The sequence below is a fragment of the Pseudomonas fluorescens genome, from assembly GCF_000967965.1.
Classification (GTDB): domain Bacteria; phylum Pseudomonadota; class Gammaproteobacteria; order Pseudomonadales; family Pseudomonadaceae; genus Aquipseudomonas; species Aquipseudomonas grandcourensis.
The window spans coordinates 104,197-120,664 of the sequence record NZ_LACC01000017.1 but is presented as its reverse complement, the minus strand read 5'-3'; the positions used below and the strand labels follow the sequence as shown (position 1 = coordinate 120,664).

The following is a 16,468-nucleotide window of genomic DNA, read 5'->3' as shown; positions in this document are numbered from 1 at the left end:
TACTTGATCAATTGAGACTGGTCTGGCACGAGTCATGCTCTACACTTCTTCGACGAATGTCCTTTGCGCCGACTCTCAATAGCGCTCAGGTGTTTTGCAGCACAAAAGGGCCGATGAACTGGCTCCATAAAAAAAACAATGTCGAGGAAAATTTGATGCGCATCGTTCCCCACATCCTGGGCGCAGCCATTGCTGCCGCTCTGATCAGCACGCCAGTTTTCGCCGCCGAACTCACCGGCACCCTGAAGAAGATCAAAGAGTCCGGCACCATCACCCTGGGCCATCGCGACGCTTCCATTCCGTTTTCCTACATTGCAGACGCTTCCGGCAAACCGGTCGGCTACTCCCACGACATCCAGTTGAAAGTCGTCGAAGCGTTGAAAAAAGACCTCGACATGCCGAACCTCCAGGTCAAGTACAACCTGGTGACCTCGCAGACCCGTATCCCGCTGGTGCAGAACGGCACCGTGGACCTCGAGTGCGGTTCCACCACCAACAACGTCGAGCGTCAGCAGCAAGTTGACTTCTCCGTTGGCATCTTCGAAATCGGTACTCGCCTGCTGTCCAAGGCAGACTCCAAGTACAAGGATTTCCCTGACCTGGCCGGCAAGAACGTCGTGACCACCGCCGGCACCACGTCCGAGCGCATCCTCAAGGCGATGAACGCCGACAAGCAGATGGGCATGAACGTCATCTCCGCCAAAGACCACGGCGAGTCGTTCCAGATGCTGGAAACCGGCCGTGCAGTGGCTTTCATGATGGACGACGCCCTGCTGGCCGGTGAAGCCGCCAAGGCCAAGAAGGCAAGCGACTGGGCCGTGACCGGCACTCCACAGTCCTACGAAATCTACGGCTGCATGGTGCGCAAAGGCGACGAGCCGTTCAAAAAGGCTGTGGATGACGCCATCAAGGCCACCTACGCATCGGGCGAGATCAACAAGATCTACGAAAAATGGTTCATGCAACCAATCCCGCCAAAAGGCCTGAACCTGAACTTCCCGATGAGCGACGAACTCAAGGCCCTGATCGCCAAACCGACTGATAAAGCGGCTGACGACAAGAAGTCCTGATTTCTGACTAACCTTATCTCCTGAGAGGGCCCTGGCCCTTTCAGGAGGTGGTCACTTCCTGCTGGCATTTTTTGGAAACACTCGAACCGGTGGCTGTCGAGCCGGGGGCGTGTGCCTGATCGAAGTGGCCTGTACGGTTAGTTCGTTAGCTCAAATTCGGATGCCAGAAGTTCATAGCCAAGGCGCTGTGACGAGTCATAGCCCGCTATGGCGAGGAACAGCAACGAAGGATATGGACTTCTGGTGCCGAAGTTGAGCTAACAGAACTGACCACACAGGCCACCTGGGTCGGGCGGGAACGGAGCTTCCCCCAAGCGGGCACTTGTACATCGATTGAACTGAGGGGAGACCCTAATGAATTACAACTGGGACTGGGGCGTGTTCTTCAAGTCCACCGGCGTGGGCAGCGAAACCTATTTCGACTGGTACGTGACCGGCCTGGGCTGGACCATCGGCATCGCTATCGCGGCCTGGATCATCGCCCTGACATTGGGCTCGGTCCTGGGCGTCATGCGTACCGTGCCGAATCGCATCGTATCGGGCATCGCCACCTGCTACGTCGAACTCTTCCGTAACGTGCCGCTGCTGGTTCAGCTGTTCATCTGGTACTTCCTGGTACCCGACCTGCTGCCGGCGGACCTGCAAGAGTGGTACAAGCAGGATCTGAACCCGACCACCTCGGCCTTCCTCAGCGTCGTCGTGTGCCTGGGCCTGTTCACTACCGCCCGGGTTTGCGAACAGGTGCGCACCGGTATCCAGGCCCTGCCAAAAGGCCAGGAATCCGCGGCCCGCGCCATGGGTTTCAAGCTGCCGCAGATCTACTGGAACGTGCTGCTGCCCCAGGCCTACAGGATCATCATTCCGCCGCTTACCTCGGAATTCCTGAACGTCTTCAAGAACACCTCCGTGGCCTCGCTGATCGGCTTGATGGAATTGCTCGCGCAGACCAAACAGACCGCCGAGTTCTCCGCCAACCTGTTCGAAGCCTTTACCCTGGCAACGCTGATCTACTTCACCCTGAACATGAGCCTGATGTTGCTGATGCGCCTGGTCGAGAAGAAAGTCGCCGTACCGGGCCTGATCTCCGTAGGGGGTAAATGATGGAATTCGACTTCTCGGGCATCATCCCGTCCCTGCCGGGCCTGTGGAACGGCATGATCATGACCCTCAAGCTAATGGCCATGGGCGTGATCGGCGGCATCATCCTCGGCACCGTCCTGGCGCTGTGCCGTCTGTCGCACAACAAACTGCTGTCGAACCTGGCCGGCGCCTACGTCAACTATTTCCGCTCGATCCCGCTGCTGCTGGTGATCACCTGGTTCTACCTGGCGGTACCGTTCGTGCTGCGCTGGATCACCGGCGAAGACACGCCGATCGGCGCATTTGCCTCCTGCATCGTGGCGTTCATGATGTTCGAAGCGGCGTACTTCTGCGAAATCGTCCGTGCCGGTGTGCAGTCGATTCCAAAAGGCCAGATGGGCGCTGCCCAGGCGCTGGGCATGACTTACGGGCAGATGATGCGCCTGATCATCCTGCCGCAAGCGTTCCGCAAGATGACACCGCTGCTGCTGCAGCAGAGCATCATCCTGTTTCAGGACACCTCGCTGGTCTACGCCGTCGGCCTGGTGGACTTCCTCAATGCTTCGCGCGCCAGTGGCGACATCATTGGCCGCTCCAATGAGTTCCTGATTTTCGCGGGTCTCGTGTACTTCACCATCAGCTTTGCCGCCTCGCAGCTGGTCAAGCGTCTGCAAAAAAGGTTCGCCGTATGATCTCTATCAAAAGCATCAACAAGTGGTATGGGGACTTCCAGGTACTGACTGATTGCAGCACCGAGGTCAAAAAAGGCGAAGTGATCGTGGTGTGCGGGCCATCCGGTTCCGGCAAATCGACCCTGATCAAGTGCGTCAACGCCCTGGAACCGTTCCAGAAAGGCGACATCGTGGTCGACGGCACCTCCATCGCCGATCCGAAGACCAACCTGCCGAAACTGCGTTCCCGCGTGGGCATGGTGTTCCAGCACTTCGAGCTGTTCCCGCACCTGACCATCACCGAAAACCTGACCATCGCGCAGATCAAGGTGTTGGGCCGCAGCAAGGAAGAAGCCACCAAGAAAGGCCTGCAACTGCTCGAACGCGTCGGTCTCTCGGCCCACGCCCACAAGCATCCGGGCCAACTGTCCGGTGGTCAGCAGCAGCGTGTGGCGATTGCCCGTGCGTTGGCGATGGACCCGATCGTCATGCTGTTCGACGAACCGACCTCGGCGCTCGACCCGGAAATGGTCAACGAAGTGCTCGACGTGATGGTGCAACTGGCCCACGAAGGCATGACCATGATGTGCGTGACCCACGAAATGGGTTTCGCCCGTAAAGTGGCCGACCGGGTGATCTTCATGGACGCCGGCAAGATCATCGAAGACTGTAAGAAAGAAGAGTTCTTCGGTGACATCAACGCCCGTGCCGATCGCACGCAGCACTTCCTCAACAAGATTCTGCAGCACTAAGAAAGACGGTAACTGGATTGCCCTTGTGGCGAGGGAGCTTGCTCCCGCTGGGTCGCGCAGCGGCCCAAAAACCTGAAAATGCATTGTGTCTGACACACCGCATTTATCGGTTTTACGACTGCTTCGCAGCCGAGCGGGAGCAAGCTCCCTCGCCACAGGTTCCGCGTTCGGCAGGAAACCAGAGCAAGCCCGTTGCCATGCTGGTTGACCCAAGGCATCTGTGATGAAATGCGACCCCACTCTTTATCGCGCAGCGTCGCCATCACTCGCCGTGAAACCCCGTCTGGTTCGTCATTTGTTCCTGCCGCCGCTGATCATCGCCATGATGATCGGCCTGGGCTTTATCGGCTTCTGGATCAGTGAACACTACGGCATCCGCAGCCTCAGCGAAAACGGCCAGCGCCAGCTGGAACTGCACGCCCGCGCCGTCGAAAGCGAAATCAGCAAATACACCTACCTGCCCAGCCTGCTGGAACTCGAAACCAGCGTTTCGCAGTTGCTGGCCGACCCGACTCCGGAACACCGGCAGACGGTCAACGATTACCTCGAAGGCCTGAACCGGCGCAGCCGCAGTCGGGCCATCTACGTGATGGACACCACCGGCCGCGTCATGGCCACCAGCAACTGGCGCGATGTCGACAGTTACCTGGGTGAAGACCTGTCCTTCCGTGCCTATTTCCAGAACGCCGTGCGCGGTCAGCCCGGACGCTTCTACGGCATCGGCAGTACCAATGGCGAACCCGGTTACTACCTGGCCCATGGCCTGGAAGAACACGGCAAGATCATCGGCGTCGCCGTGGTCAAGGTCCGCCTGGAAGCCATGGAAGAACGCTGGCAACGGGCACGCCTGGAAGCCTTCGTCAGCGATGAAAACGGCATCATCATTCTGTCCAGCGATCCGGCGCGGCGCTTGAAATCGGTGGTGCCGCTGAGCGAAGAAACCAAGGAAAAACTCGCCCGCAGCCTGCAGTACTACTGGTTCCCCCTCAATGAACTGCAGCCGCTGGCCCGGGAAACCCTGTCCGAAGGCGTGGAGAAACTCACGTTCCCGGCCAACAGCGAACTGGTGTCCGACGATGAAAACATCAGCTACCTGGCGCAAACCCGGCCGTTGAGCGATACGCCGTGGAATTTCACCCTGCTCACGCCGCTGCAGGATCTGCGCCGCGAAGCGATCAATCAGGGGATTCTGGTGGCCGTGGCGTTTGCCCTCTTCGCCTTCCTGTTGATCGCCTGGAACGAGCGACGCAAGGTAATCGCCACCCGTCTTGCGGCCCGGGAAGCCTTGCAGGAAGCCAACAATCAGCTGGAGCGTCGGATTACCGAACGCACCACCGACCTGCGCGCCAGCAACGAACGGCTCAAGGGGCAGATTCGCGAACGCCGGCTCGCCGAAGAGACGTTGCGCCGCGCCCAGGATGAACTGGTACAGGCCGGAAAACTCGCGGCCATCGGCCAGATGTCCACCAGCATCGCCCACGAACTGAACCAGCCGCTGGCGGCGCTGCGCACCTTGTCCGGCAATACCGTACGCTTCCTCGAGCGCGGCCAGCTCGACGTGGCCAGCACCAACCTCAAGACCATCAACGAACTGATCGACCGCATGGGCCGGATCACCGCCAGCCTGCGCTCGTTTGCCCGGCGCGGGGACGACAAGGGTCAGGCCTGCCTCGGCAAAGGCGTGGACGCCGCCTTGCAATTGCTCGGCGGCCGGGTGGAAAACATTCACCTGCAACTGCACCGCGATTTCACCGATGTGCAGGTGCAGATCGACCAGACCCGCCTGGAGCAGATTCTGGTCAACCTGATTGGCAACGCCCTCGACGCCATGCAAGCGCAGCCGCAACCCGAGCTGTGGCTCGAAGGCGAAGCGTTCGATGGCAAATACCGCCTGCGCGTACGTGACAACGGCCACGGCATCGACGCCGAAGCGCGCAAGCACCTGTTCGAACCGTTCTTCACCACCAAACCCGGCGAACAGGGCCTGGGCCTGGGCCTGACCCTGTCCGCCAGCCTGGCCGCCGCCACCGGCGGTCATCTGGGTGTCGAGCACCCGGCCAGCGGTGGTACCGCATTCGTCCTCAGTTTACCGTTGGTAAGCCCCACTCCCGCCGAGCCAATATGAACAACGACCTTAGTGTATTGATCGTCGAAGACGACCCCCATGTGCTGCTCGGCTGCCAACAGGCGCTGACCCTGGAAGACATTCCCTGCATTGGCGTGGGCAGCGCCGAAGAAGCCCTGGAGCGGGTCGGCGACAACTTCGCCGGCATCGTCGTCAGCGACATCCGCCTGCCGGGCATCGATGGCCTGGAATTGCTGACGCGACTCAAGGAGCGCGACCGCAGCCTGCCGGTGGTACTGATTACCGGGCACGGCGACATTTCCATGGCCGTCGGCGCGATGCAGAAAGGCGCCTACGACTTCATGGAAAAGCCGTTCTCCCCAGAGCGTCTGGTGGATGTCGCCCGCCGCGCCCTGGAGCAACGTAGCCTGGCGCGGGAAGTCTCGTCGTTGCGTCGGCAACTGGCCGAGCGTGATTCCCTCGAAGGACGGATCATCGGTCGCTCGCCGGCCATGCAGAACCTGCGGGAACTGATCGCCAACGTTGCCGATACCTCGGCCAATGTGCTGATCGAAGGCGAGACCGGCACCGGCAAGGAATTGGTTGCGCGTTGCCTGCACGATTTCAGTCGGCGGCACACCAAGCAGTTCGTCGCCTTGAACTGCGGTGGCCTGCCGGAGAACCTGTTCGAAAGTGAAATATTCGGCCACGAAGCCAACGCCTTTACCGGCGCAGGCAAACGGCGGATCGGCAAGATCGAACACGCCGACGGCGGCACGCTGTTCCTCGACGAAGTGGAAAGCATGCCCCTGCCCTTGCAGATCAAATTGTTGCGGGTATTACAGGAACGCACCCTCGAGCGCCTCGGTTCGAACCAGAGCGTAGCGGTGGATTGCCGCGTCATCGCAGCGACCAAATCCGACCTCGCCGAGTCAAGCAAGGCCGGCGAGTTCCGCAGCGACCTGTATTACCGCCTCAACGTGGTGACCCTGGAACTGCCGCCGCTGCGTGAGCGCCGCGAGGACATCCTGCAACTGTTCGAACACTTTTTGCAGCAATCGTCCCTACGCTTCGACCGCACGGTGCCGGAACTGGACAACCAGACCGTTTCGAACCTGATGAGCCACGACTGGCCGGGTAACGTGCGTGAACTGCGCAACGTTGCCGAGCGCTTTGCCCTGGGCCTGCCGGCGTTCAAGAAAACCGGTGCCGGCGCCAGCAATCAGGGCTTGGCCTTTGCCGAAGCGGTGGAAGCGTTCGAGCGCAACCTGCTCAGCGACGCCTTGCAACGCAGCGGCGGCAACCTGACACAGGCCAGCCAGGAACTGGGCATGGCCAAAACCACGCTGTTCGACAAGGTAAAGAAGTACGGGTTGAGCCACTGATGGACCATGCATTCTCCTGTGTGCGAGCTTGCTCGCGATAGCGCCGGGTCAGTCGATATCATCGTTGGCTGAAACACCGCTTTCGCGAGCAGGCTCGCTCCTACAGGTGATCGGGGGTTAGAGGAGATTGCGATCGGCCACAGGCTCGATCTGCGCCCAGTGCGAAGTGTCTTCACGGTGCTCGCGCAAGTACGGCAACACCGCCGCCAGTAATGGCGCCTTGAACGCCTCCTGGAAACGATGGGCCAGGCCCGGAATCAGGATCAACTGACTGCCACGCAGATGCGCCGCCAGATGCACCCCGTGCATCACCGGCAGCAGCGGGTCGGCCGTGCCATGCACCACCAGCGCCGGCACCCGCAACTGGTTGAGCAGGGTCACCCGGCTCGGTTCGGCGAGAATGGCCATGATCTGGCGTTTCACGCCCTCGGGATTGAACGCCCGGTCATAGGACAGTGCCGCCTGATGCAGCAGCGCCTGACGATCATCGGTGACCATCGGGCTGCCCAGCGCCGCCAGCAAGTCGGCCTGTTGCTCCAGGGCCACTTCGCGGTTCGGTGCGCCGCGCCGGGCCAACAACTGCACCAGCGCCGCACTCGGCGCCGGCAAGCCTTCGGCGCCGGAGGAGGTCATGATCAGGGTCAGGCTCTCGACCCTTTGCGGTGCCATGGCCGCCATGTGCTGGGCGATCATCCCGCCCATGCTGGCGCCCAACACGTGGAATTGGTCGATGTGCAAGGCGTCCATCAAGCCCAGGCCATCCTCGGCCATGTCGGTCAGCGAATACGGTGACGACACTGGCAATCCGAGTTTGTAGCGCAGCACTTCGAAGGTCAGGTTGGCTTCAGCCGGTGCTTGCCGCCAGGTCGACAGGCCGACATCGCGGTTGTCATAGCGGATCACCCGGAACCCCTGCTGGCATAGGGCAACCACCACCTCGTCCGGCCAGTGAATCAACTGCCCGCCCAGGCCCATCACCAGCAGCAATGCCGGATCCGACGCACGGCCGATGCTCTGGTACGCCAGGCTTACCTGGGCCAGATCCACCCGTTCGGTAGGAACATTGACGTCACAACGCGAAGCCGCCAGGGACGGCAGGCCGAACAACAGCGCGGCCAACAATACGATTCGTGAAAGGAATGAAGCACCCATGAAAAAACACCAAAACGCAGAACCCCAGTAGAGCGCGAGTCTGATGAAGTTTGTTCAAGCGCGCTGCCACAGTTCCATGACAGTTTGATGAAGAGTGCCGAGCGGTCATCAGGCGTCAAATTCGGCCTCGCGATAACTATGTACCACCCGCCCTTTTGACGACTGCCTCCTAATGCCCGTACCGCCGGCACGGCCCGGCCTTCTGGAGATTCATCGTCATGGTTGACGAAACCACCCCCCTAACGGCCGATTTCGGCCTTGTCTTTCCTTTGCCCGCAAACCCGGATCAAAGCCTGACCCTGAGCGCCTCGGAACGCTGGAATGAATGCTGTGAACAGTGGCGGGCGCTTATGGCGCAAAACCCGCAGTCGCCGCTCGCCAGCACTTGGTGGAATGCCCGTGCGCGCGGTACGGATCAGTCGCGCAAGGCACAGGCCAACCGCTTGTACCGTCAGCATTTCGAGGCATCGAGCCAATGGGCTTTTGCCCAGGGCATTCTGCAAACCGAACAGATCGAGACATTACAGGCGATCCTCGACCCACCCGTGCAGACAGCAACGCCTGCCACTCCACGGGTTTACGTCGAGCAAATGCAGTTCATGGATGACATAGGCCTGTCAGTCAAGCTATCGGGCGCCTTGGTCATCACCCGGGACACGAAGCAACCGGTCGCTCAACTGCTGTACTTGCCTTCCCGGCCATCCGCCTGGATGACCTTTGAGAACCGTGTCGATATGGAAAGCTGGCTGATCGAACATCAGCCGCAGATGTTCGATCAGCCCCGGCTACCGCCAGGCACCCTCAGGGTCGAGTACACAGCGCTTGAGCAGAAGGTGCTGCAGACCAGCGCCGAATCCCTGTGGTCGCGCTTGCACGTCGCACCTGAGGACCGGTCGCGTAACGAATCGATCCTGGCCCTGCCCGCCGACCCGCCAGACGTGGAGACCAACGACGACGGTGTCCTGTTCGGCCAGTTGAGCCCCGATATTCCACTGGGCATCCGTCACCAGGCACTGGCGCAACAGCGCACGGCACTGGATACCTTGTTGGGCGAGAACTTTCAGGGTGACCACACTGACCCGCGCCTGCAACGCCTGCAACAGCAAATGGACGCCCTCACGACGGCCGAGCAGGCCAGCACCCGCGCTGCAACCGCGCTGCTGCACAGCGACAGTGCGCAGAAAATGCTGGAATTGCGCCACAAAAACCGTCCGCACTACGCCACCCTTTACCAGGCACGCCTGGACGGCCTGCGCGCCGAAGCCGAGCTGCAATTGAGCCTGAGCCAGATCAGCCACGAGGAACATCAATGGCTGACCAGCGTGCTGGATGCACCGGATCAACCACCCCCGGACGGAGTGGTGGTAGCGCGCCTGGTGTTGTCGATGACGGACACTGAAGGTGACACCACCGGCACACAATCCCGGGAACTGGACGGTGTATTGCTGTTTTCCCGGCCGTCGGCCTTGCTGCCGACCTCGACCGAAAGCCTGTTGCTCTACTGGCCCGGACGCTTCGGTGGCCTGCAACGGTTCGCGTCTCGACAGGCTCTGGAACAGACGCTGTTCAAACTTTCGGCCAATGTCGGCAGTCAAGCGCTGCATATCCTGCCACTGACTGCGAACCCGTTCGAATACGCCTTGCAGAATCAGCTTCACAGCTGTGAACAACAAGTGGCCCGGCTGCTGACCGCCAACCCGGTTCCATCTCGCGCCAGTCAACGCGAGACGGAACTGGAAAAGCTGCGCGAACAGACCCTCGCCTGCCTGACGGTTCCTGTCCCCGCAGCCCGTGAACTGGCTCATCAGCACATTGTCGAGCAAGTTCACAGCAGTGCGCTGGCCGCACGTTTGCCGGCGTGGCACAGCGCCTTGCCCGCCGCACAACGTGAGCGGATCAAGACGCTGTTCAAGTCCTACATCAAGGCCATGAATCGCTCCCATGAATGGCTGGAGCGCGAGTTGCCGCCCCGCGACACCTTCAGCAAAAAGGCCATCGATGCCCACCTGCGCCAGGCGTTCGGCCTGACCCGCAACGTTGACGTGCTACTGGACGTGCCGGACTCAACCACCTGGTGCAAGGTCGTCACCGAAGGTGCGGCACCGGGAACCCCCCAGGAAAATGTGCTGGTCGCCAGCGAGCAGCGCAGCAAGCTATCCCTCGGCGACCTGGCGCAAAGCAACATTGATCAGGCGATGTCGTGGCGACTGTCGTTCATGCAAGTGGAGATCAGCGGCAGCGACGCGACGGATCAACAGAAGCTGAAAACCGGCATCACCCCGGCCTGGCTGCGCAAGATGGTCACCGAACTGGACCTGGCCGGACAGTATGAAACGTTGATTCGTGAAACCTTCCTCGGCACCTCGACCGCTCCGGCCTTCAGCAATGAATACCGCCACGAATGCCTGAGCGAACCCTGGCGCCTGATGCTGCGCCTGCAAGGCGAGTTCGCCGTGCTCGCCAAAGACATCAATGCCGATGGCCAACAGGTCCTGGAGATCGCCATCGATGCCAGCAGCCGTGAAGCCTTCAGCGCCCATGGCCAACGCATCGAACTGCTGCCGACGCACCTGACAGTAGGCGGCATCGACACCCCTGGCCAGGGGTCGAGCACCCTGTCCGGTGTGACCTTCATTGTCGAGCGGATCAGTGGCCTGACCCTGCTCTACCTGCCGGACAGCCCGGACGGTGTGTTTATGCGCCAGTTCGACAGCCTTGAGCAGGCGCGGATACGGCTATTCAACGATTGCCTGCGCAGCTCGATGGTCACCTATCTCGCCGGACGGGCCTTGACCGGAGAGTTCGCCCATCACGTCAGCCGAATCAACGAGGCGAGAGTGAGAAACTTCGACGGCCTGATCGGCGTCGGTACGCCTTGGCCATCCAGCACCTCCCTGGCGGCGCATCTGCTGAACGTGCACATGGGCCGCTTGCTCGAAGCCCATCGGATGACATCGCGCTCCAACGATGCCTTGTACCTGGAGCAAGTCGCCCTGAAGTCCGGCGCGATGTTCAACTACCTGAAAATGGCCGTGGGCATGCTGCCTTTCGTCGGTGCGACCATTGCCCTGTACGACGCCTGGAACAGCGCCAACCTGGCGGTGGCGGCCTTCCTGCGCGGTGATGTCGGTCATGGCCTGGCCGAGGTGGAAGCGGTGCTGTTGTCGCTGATCGATGCGGCCATGGACATTCTCCCGGGTGCCAGCGCTGCGCCCGTTGCGGCCCGCGCCGTCACGCGCAATCGTCAGTGGCGGGCGCTGGGCAAAAGCCCGCGCGCCTTGCAGGTATCGACGCGACATCAGGCACGACGTGCCCTGGAACGCTTCAACGGTTACGAATATGAAAAGCCGATTTCCCTCGCGGGCCTGCAACCGGGCACCGAAGGCATTTATCGCAACGTGTATCGCCACACTGACGGCCATTTTATGGTCAGCCAGGGGCGAATCTATCGCATCGAGCTGGAAGGCAAACCACCCCGCTGGCGCTTGAGCGGCACCAGCAGCCGGACCTACAAACAGCCGGTTGCCCTGGATGAGTCCGGCCACTGGAACACCCACTACGCGGTGTACGGCGCCGTGATCGAAGGCGGCGGCGTGGGGGGTGGCGCGGTGCTTGGGCACATGGCCGATGGATTGGACCCGCTCTGGCCGGTCGCCATTCGCCGCTGGCTGCCACGCTGGTGGACGGATCGGGCCTTGCGTCGGCAGTTGACCCTGACTAATAGCGCCGACGCCTACTCGCGACGGCTTGATACCCAGACCCGCAGCAGCAACGTCACGCTGGAGCACTACTTCGGCCTCGAACCCCGGCAGCGCCCGACCCTTCGCGCCCGTGCCGATATCACCTGCGCGAACGATATCGACCTTGCCCAGGCCCAATACCTGAATCTCGATGAGCTGATGCTGTACAGCCATGGCCGCAAACGCGTGCAGATCGAGGATATTCAAAGCCGCTGCGCCTGGATCATCGTCGACCGTTCGTTACGGCGGATCGCCCTGGTCAAGGAACGGCTGCTGGAGCACCTCGACCGTATCGATCAGTTGATCGCCCGTTCAGACACCACACCGGTCACCGATACCGCCGCGCACTTGCAGCTCATGGCGCAGCGCAAGGAAGTCCGCAAAGGCTTTCTCAAAGACTTCGATCAGCTCCATACGACGGTCGAGGAAGCCAATCGATGGAACCGCCGGATCACCAACCGGATGCAAAAATCGAAGATGGCGCAGGACATGACGACCGTGAATGAAAAATTCAGCGACGCCAATCACTTCTACCTGAAAACGGCACATACCCTGGAAATCATCACCCATTATGACGCGGTAACCGACCTGTCCTGGATGTACTTCCACACGCAATTGAAAACAGCCCGCAACAAGGTCGGCCGCGTGTTACTGACACAACATCACCTGCCCCAGGTGAGCGCCACCGTCAGTCAGCGCAACAAAGTCCTCGAAGACTGCCTGGCCGCCTATAGCGAGTTCCGCCGTCAGTTGGGCGCCTGGACCATCGGCTATTCGCAGCACCTGGATCTGGAGCAAGTCAGCGCATTTCTGGACAATCTGGACAGGGTCGAAGACTTCGCGCGCAATGCCATCAAGACCCGCCCGTCAGTGGTTCCCAAGGAAGGACGGCCCGGACAGCAGTTGTTCGAGACCGAAGACAACCAGTTGTTGATCGGCATCGCCAGCACCGACGCAGTCACCCGGCAAAAGCGCTTCACCATTGAAGGTGTCGATGGCCGTACGGAAACCTGGCTGCCCCGCTCCACCGGTAAATATCACCTCAGTGAACCAGCTGTCTCCGCGCAACCGATGCTGCCGACCGATGTCAGGCCGCTGCTGACAGAGGCCGGAAAAAGGCTGGGGGCTGCGGACGCCTATACCAACAAAGTCAAAGGCTATGCGCAGCAAAACATGCTGCCCCTCGACCTTGAACACATGATGAGCAGCGAGGCCACAGAGTTGATCACGCGCGCCCAGGCCATCGAACGGTTGTCCCCCGCCGAGACCGTAGCGCCGCAATTGCGCAATCGGGCGGATGAGATGTTGCGCACGGGGCGCACCCTGCGCATCGATCAAAGCATGAACAGCAAAACCCCGACCGAAGGTTATCTGGACTATCTGCTAGAACAGCACGTGGTGGATATCCGCAAGGAAGGCGGTTTGCGCGACCTGGGCAAACGCGCAGACGGACGACGGGATTTCCTCCAGGAGTACGAGGTGCGCGACCTGCGCAGCGAACCGGCGCAAACCCTATGGTACGCACACTTCCATTACACCTCGGCCAAGCCTCAGTTCAGCGACTTCGTCAAAGGCCATCTGAAACGGCCGGAACAACGCAACCTGGGCCTGCAATGGCAGAAGGACGTGGCCGCCAGTGGCGGTACGATCGAGGCGATCTGGCGCGGCGACATCGGCAAACCGCTGGGCAACAAACACTTTTCCACACTGTGAAGCAGCAACGGCGGGGCACGCAATGTGCTCCGCCGTGCTGGTGGTCGACAGCGGCACCAACATGAGACAAACTCAACCTTTTCGATTTATCGACAAGTTTTCCTCATGGAGCCCCCGGTGCTTGAAATCCGTCATCTCAAGACCCTGCACGCCCTGCGCGAAGCCGACAGCCTGGTGGATGCGGCCGATCGCCTGCACCTGACACAGTCAGCCCTGTCCCACCAGTTCAAAGAGCTGGAGGAGCGCATGGGCATGCAGCTGTTCGTGCGCAAGACCAAACCGGTGCGTTTCACCAGCGCCGGTTTGCGCCTGCTGCAACTGGCCGACGCCACCCTGCCGCTGCTGCGCGCCGCCGAGCGCGACATCAGTCGCCTGGCCGGGGGCACCGCCGGTCGCTTGCACATGGCCATCGAATGCCACAGTTGCTTCCAGTGGCTGATGCCGACCATCGACCAGTTCCGCGACGCCTGGCCAGAGGTCGAGCTGGACCTGGCCTCGGGGTTCTCCTTCGCACCGCTGCCGGCCCTGGCCCGTGGCGATCTGGACCTGGTGGTGACCTCCGATCCGGTGGATCTGGCCGGGATCACCTATGTCCCGCTGTTCACTTATGAAGCGATGCTCGCGGTGGCCAACCAGCACCGCCTGGCCAGCAAGGCCTATATCGTCCCCGAAGACTTGCTCCCGGAAACCCTGATCACCTACCCGGTGGAACGGGACCGACTGGACATCTTCACCCGCTTCCTCGAACCCGCCGACATCGAGCCGGCCCAGGTCCGCACCTCGGAACTGACGGTGATGATGATGCAACTGGTGGCCAGCGGTCGCGGCGTGTGCGGCATGCCCCATTGGGCACTGCATGAATACAGCTCGCGGGGCTATGTGAAAGCCAAGCGGCTGGGGGAGAAAGGTTTGTTCGCCACACTGTATGCGGCAATCCGCGCCGACATGCTTGATGCGCCGTACATGCGCGACTTCTTGCTGACGGCCAAGGACACGTCGTTTTCGACGCTGGATGGGGTTAGTGCAGTTCGCTGAGAAGTCAGATGCTGTCCACTGTGGCGAGGGAGCTTGCTCCCGCTCGGCTGCGCAGCAGTCGTAAATGTTCTTGAGTGTTGACTGAAAGTCCGTGGCGGATGGTATCGGGACTGCTTCGAAGTCCAACGGGAGCAAGCTCCCTCGCCACAAATACCGGCTCCTACAGGGGGATCTGCGGTGATTTCAGAGCTCGCGCCACATGTGGATCTTGTCGAAGTAATCCTCTTCCACCCGCACGGCCATCGGTTCCAGGCCGAACTGGACGAAACCGCAGCGCTGGTAGAGGTTGAACGCGGCATCGTTGCCGGCGGTGACGGTCAACTGGATCAGGCGCAAACCCCCATGGTTCCGCGCCTCGGCCAATGCCGCCTGAATCAGTTGATGGCCGAGCCCGCGCTGGCGGACCGTCGGTGAAACATACATGCCAAACAGCGTCACCTTGTGCCGGGCCTTTTCCCGAGGCTCGAGCGCAAGGCCGACGATGCCGGCCAACCGGCCTTCTTCGAACGCCCCGAGTACCACGTCCAGCTTGCCGCTCAGGCGCGACTCCCACCAGCTCAGCGGCATCGCCGCCCGCTCACGCACGCTCGATGTGAAGGCCTGCGGGTGCAGGTCGTAGGCTTCGAGCATCAGCGCCCGGTAGTCCAGGGCATGGCTGGCATCCAGTCGTTCGATCCACATCCTCAGACCATCCGTTTTTGCTCAAGCATCAGCCGCAGCGCCAGCGCCGACAACACGAAGCCCATGAAATAGCGCTGCATCGCCAGCCAGGTCGGATTGCTGACGAACCACGAGGCGATGCCCGCGGCAAACATGGCGATCAGCAGGTTGACGCAGAAACTGACGCTGATCTGGGTCAGGCCGAGGATGATGCTCTGGCTGAACACCGAACCGTGCTCCGGCGTGATGAACTGCGGAAACACCGACAGATAGAACACCGCGATTTTCGGGTTCAGGGCGCTGGTCAGAAAGCCCATGGTGATCAGCTTGCGCGACGAATCCGGGGGCAACTGCTGCGCCTCGAACGGCGAACGCGCACCGGGTTTGACCGCCTGCCAGGCCAGCCACAACAGGTACAGCGCACCGGCCCACTTCAACAGCTCATAGGCCATCGGCACCGCCAGGAACACCGCGGTCAAACCGGCGGCGGCAGCAAACAGGTGCACGAAAAAACCCGCAACCACCCCGAGCAGCGAGATCACCCCGGCCTTGCGGCCCTGGCAGATCGAACGGGAGATCAGGTAGATCATGTTCGGCCCCGGCGTCAGTACCATCAGCAACGCGGCAGCAGCAAAAATCAGCAGGTCTTGAAGCGGGATCATGGGCGAAGTCCTTTGCGTGATGATCAGGCGATCGCGGTCAGCGATGCTCGATAAAACGGCAGGATCAGGTCCCGTGTCAATGGCGCCAAGGTGACATCGCCGTCGGTGGCCGGGTCGATCCAGATCACTTCTTCGATCTCTGCCTCCGGGGTGACATCTGAATCTATGTTCAGCTGAAAAAGCTCGGCATGTACGACAAAACCCGGCTCGTTGGCGGCCGGTGCCGAGAAGTGACCGAGGTAAACGGCCTGCGCCGGGTCGATGTCCAGACCCAGCTCTTCTTCCAGCTCCCGGGCCAGGGCGTGGACCGGCAATTCATGGGGCTCGATCTTGCCACCCGGCTGCATGAACGCCGTGGTGCCGCGCTTGCGCACCAGCAGCGTGCGGCCGTCGGGGCCGATCAACAGGGCGGCGGCGATGCGGATAATCCCGGAGGCTGGCGAGGAGTACGTCGACATAAACAAAAGGCCTTTGACTCAAAAA

Annotated in this window: 12 protein-coding genes; 8 read left to right on the top strand and 4 right to left on the bottom strand. The window is 61.1% G+C overall.

What is annotated here, in order from left to right:
• Positions 1-155: 155 nt before the first annotated feature.
• The 6 genes from VC35_RS14755 to aauR all read left to right on the top strand — a co-directional run bounded on the left by VC35_RS14755 (position 156) and on the right by aauR (position 7,023).
• The gene (locus tag VC35_RS14755) at positions 156-1,070 is read left to right on the top strand and encodes a glutamate/aspartate ABC transporter substrate-binding protein (RefSeq protein WP_046041277.1); all 915 of its coding nucleotides are present in this window, start codon (positions 156-158) and stop codon (positions 1,068-1,070) included.
• A gap of 354 nt (positions 1,071-1,424) precedes the next feature.
• Entirely contained in the window at positions 1,425-2,171 is a 747-nt protein-coding gene (locus VC35_RS14750) for an amino acid ABC transporter permease (RefSeq protein ID WP_046041041.1), read from the top strand.
• A complete protein-coding gene (locus VC35_RS14745; RefSeq protein ID WP_046041040.1) occupies positions 2,171-2,842 on the top strand; it encodes an amino acid ABC transporter permease in 672 nt (223 codons plus the stop codon). Before VC35_RS14750 ends, VC35_RS14745 begins: the two co-directional genes overlap by 1 nt.
• Positions 2,839-3,573: an amino acid ABC transporter ATP-binding protein gene (locus tag VC35_RS14740; protein ID WP_007985725.1), complete on the top strand. Its 735-nt coding sequence runs from the start codon at positions 2,839-2,841 to the stop codon at positions 3,571-3,573. Before VC35_RS14745 ends, VC35_RS14740 begins: the two co-directional genes overlap by 4 nt.
• A 223-nt stretch (positions 3,574-3,796) precedes the next feature.
• The gene (aauS, locus tag VC35_RS14735) at positions 3,797-5,698 is read left to right on the top strand and encodes a two-component sensor histidine kinase AauS (protein ID WP_046041038.1); all 1,902 of its coding nucleotides are present in this window, start codon (positions 3,797-3,799) and stop codon (positions 5,696-5,698) included.
• Positions 5,695-7,023 carry a two-component response regulator AauR gene (gene aauR, locus VC35_RS14730; RefSeq protein ID WP_046041037.1) on the top strand — a complete coding sequence of 443 codons (1,329 nt, stop codon included), beginning with the start codon at positions 5,695-5,697 and terminating at the stop codon, positions 7,021-7,023. The genes aauS and aauR overlap by 4 nt, the downstream gene beginning before the upstream one ends.
• A gap of 117 nt (positions 7,024-7,140) precedes the next feature.
• On the opposite strand, the gene VC35_RS14725 is transcribed toward aauR, so the two are convergent.
• Positions 7,141-8,175 carry an alpha/beta fold hydrolase gene (locus VC35_RS14725; protein ID WP_046041035.1) on the bottom strand — a complete coding sequence of 345 codons (1,035 nt, stop codon included), beginning with the start codon at positions 8,173-8,175 and terminating at the stop codon, positions 7,141-7,143.
• Between the two features lie 218 nt (positions 8,176-8,393).
• Here VC35_RS14725 and VC35_RS14720 point away from each other — a divergent pair, with 218 nt between their 5' ends.
• Together VC35_RS14720 and metR are read left to right on the top strand one after the other, a co-directional pair.
• Positions 8,394-13,628 (top strand): dermonecrotic toxin domain-containing protein, encoded by a 5,235-nt coding sequence (locus VC35_RS14720; RefSeq protein WP_046041034.1) that lies wholly within the window; start codon positions 8,394-8,396, stop codon positions 13,626-13,628.
• A 117-nt stretch (positions 13,629-13,745) separates the two neighbouring features.
• Positions 13,746-14,663 carry a transcriptional regulator MetR gene (gene metR / locus VC35_RS14715; protein WP_046041032.1) on the top strand — a complete coding sequence of 306 codons (918 nt, stop codon included), beginning with the start codon at positions 13,746-13,748 and terminating at the stop codon, positions 14,661-14,663.
• 183 nt (positions 14,664-14,846) lie between these two features.
• On the opposite strand, the gene VC35_RS14710 is transcribed toward metR, so the two are convergent.
• From VC35_RS14710 to VC35_RS14700, 3 genes are read right to left on the bottom strand one after another with little or no spacing between them, the layout of a single operon-like run.
• On the bottom strand, positions 14,847-15,344 hold the full coding sequence (locus tag VC35_RS14710; RefSeq protein ID WP_046041030.1) for a GNAT family N-acetyltransferase: 498 nt from the start codon (positions 15,342-15,344) through the stop codon (positions 14,847-14,849).
• A 2-nt stretch (positions 15,345-15,346) separates the two neighbouring features.
• A complete protein-coding gene (locus VC35_RS14705; RefSeq protein ID WP_046041029.1) occupies positions 15,347-15,985 on the bottom strand; it encodes a LysE family translocator in 639 nt (212 codons plus the stop codon).
• Between the two features lie 23 nt (positions 15,986-16,008).
• On the bottom strand, positions 16,009-16,443 hold the full coding sequence (locus tag VC35_RS14700; protein ID WP_046041028.1) for an NUDIX hydrolase: 435 nt from the start codon (positions 16,441-16,443) through the stop codon (positions 16,009-16,011).
• Between the last annotated feature and the right edge of the window lie 25 nt (positions 16,444-16,468).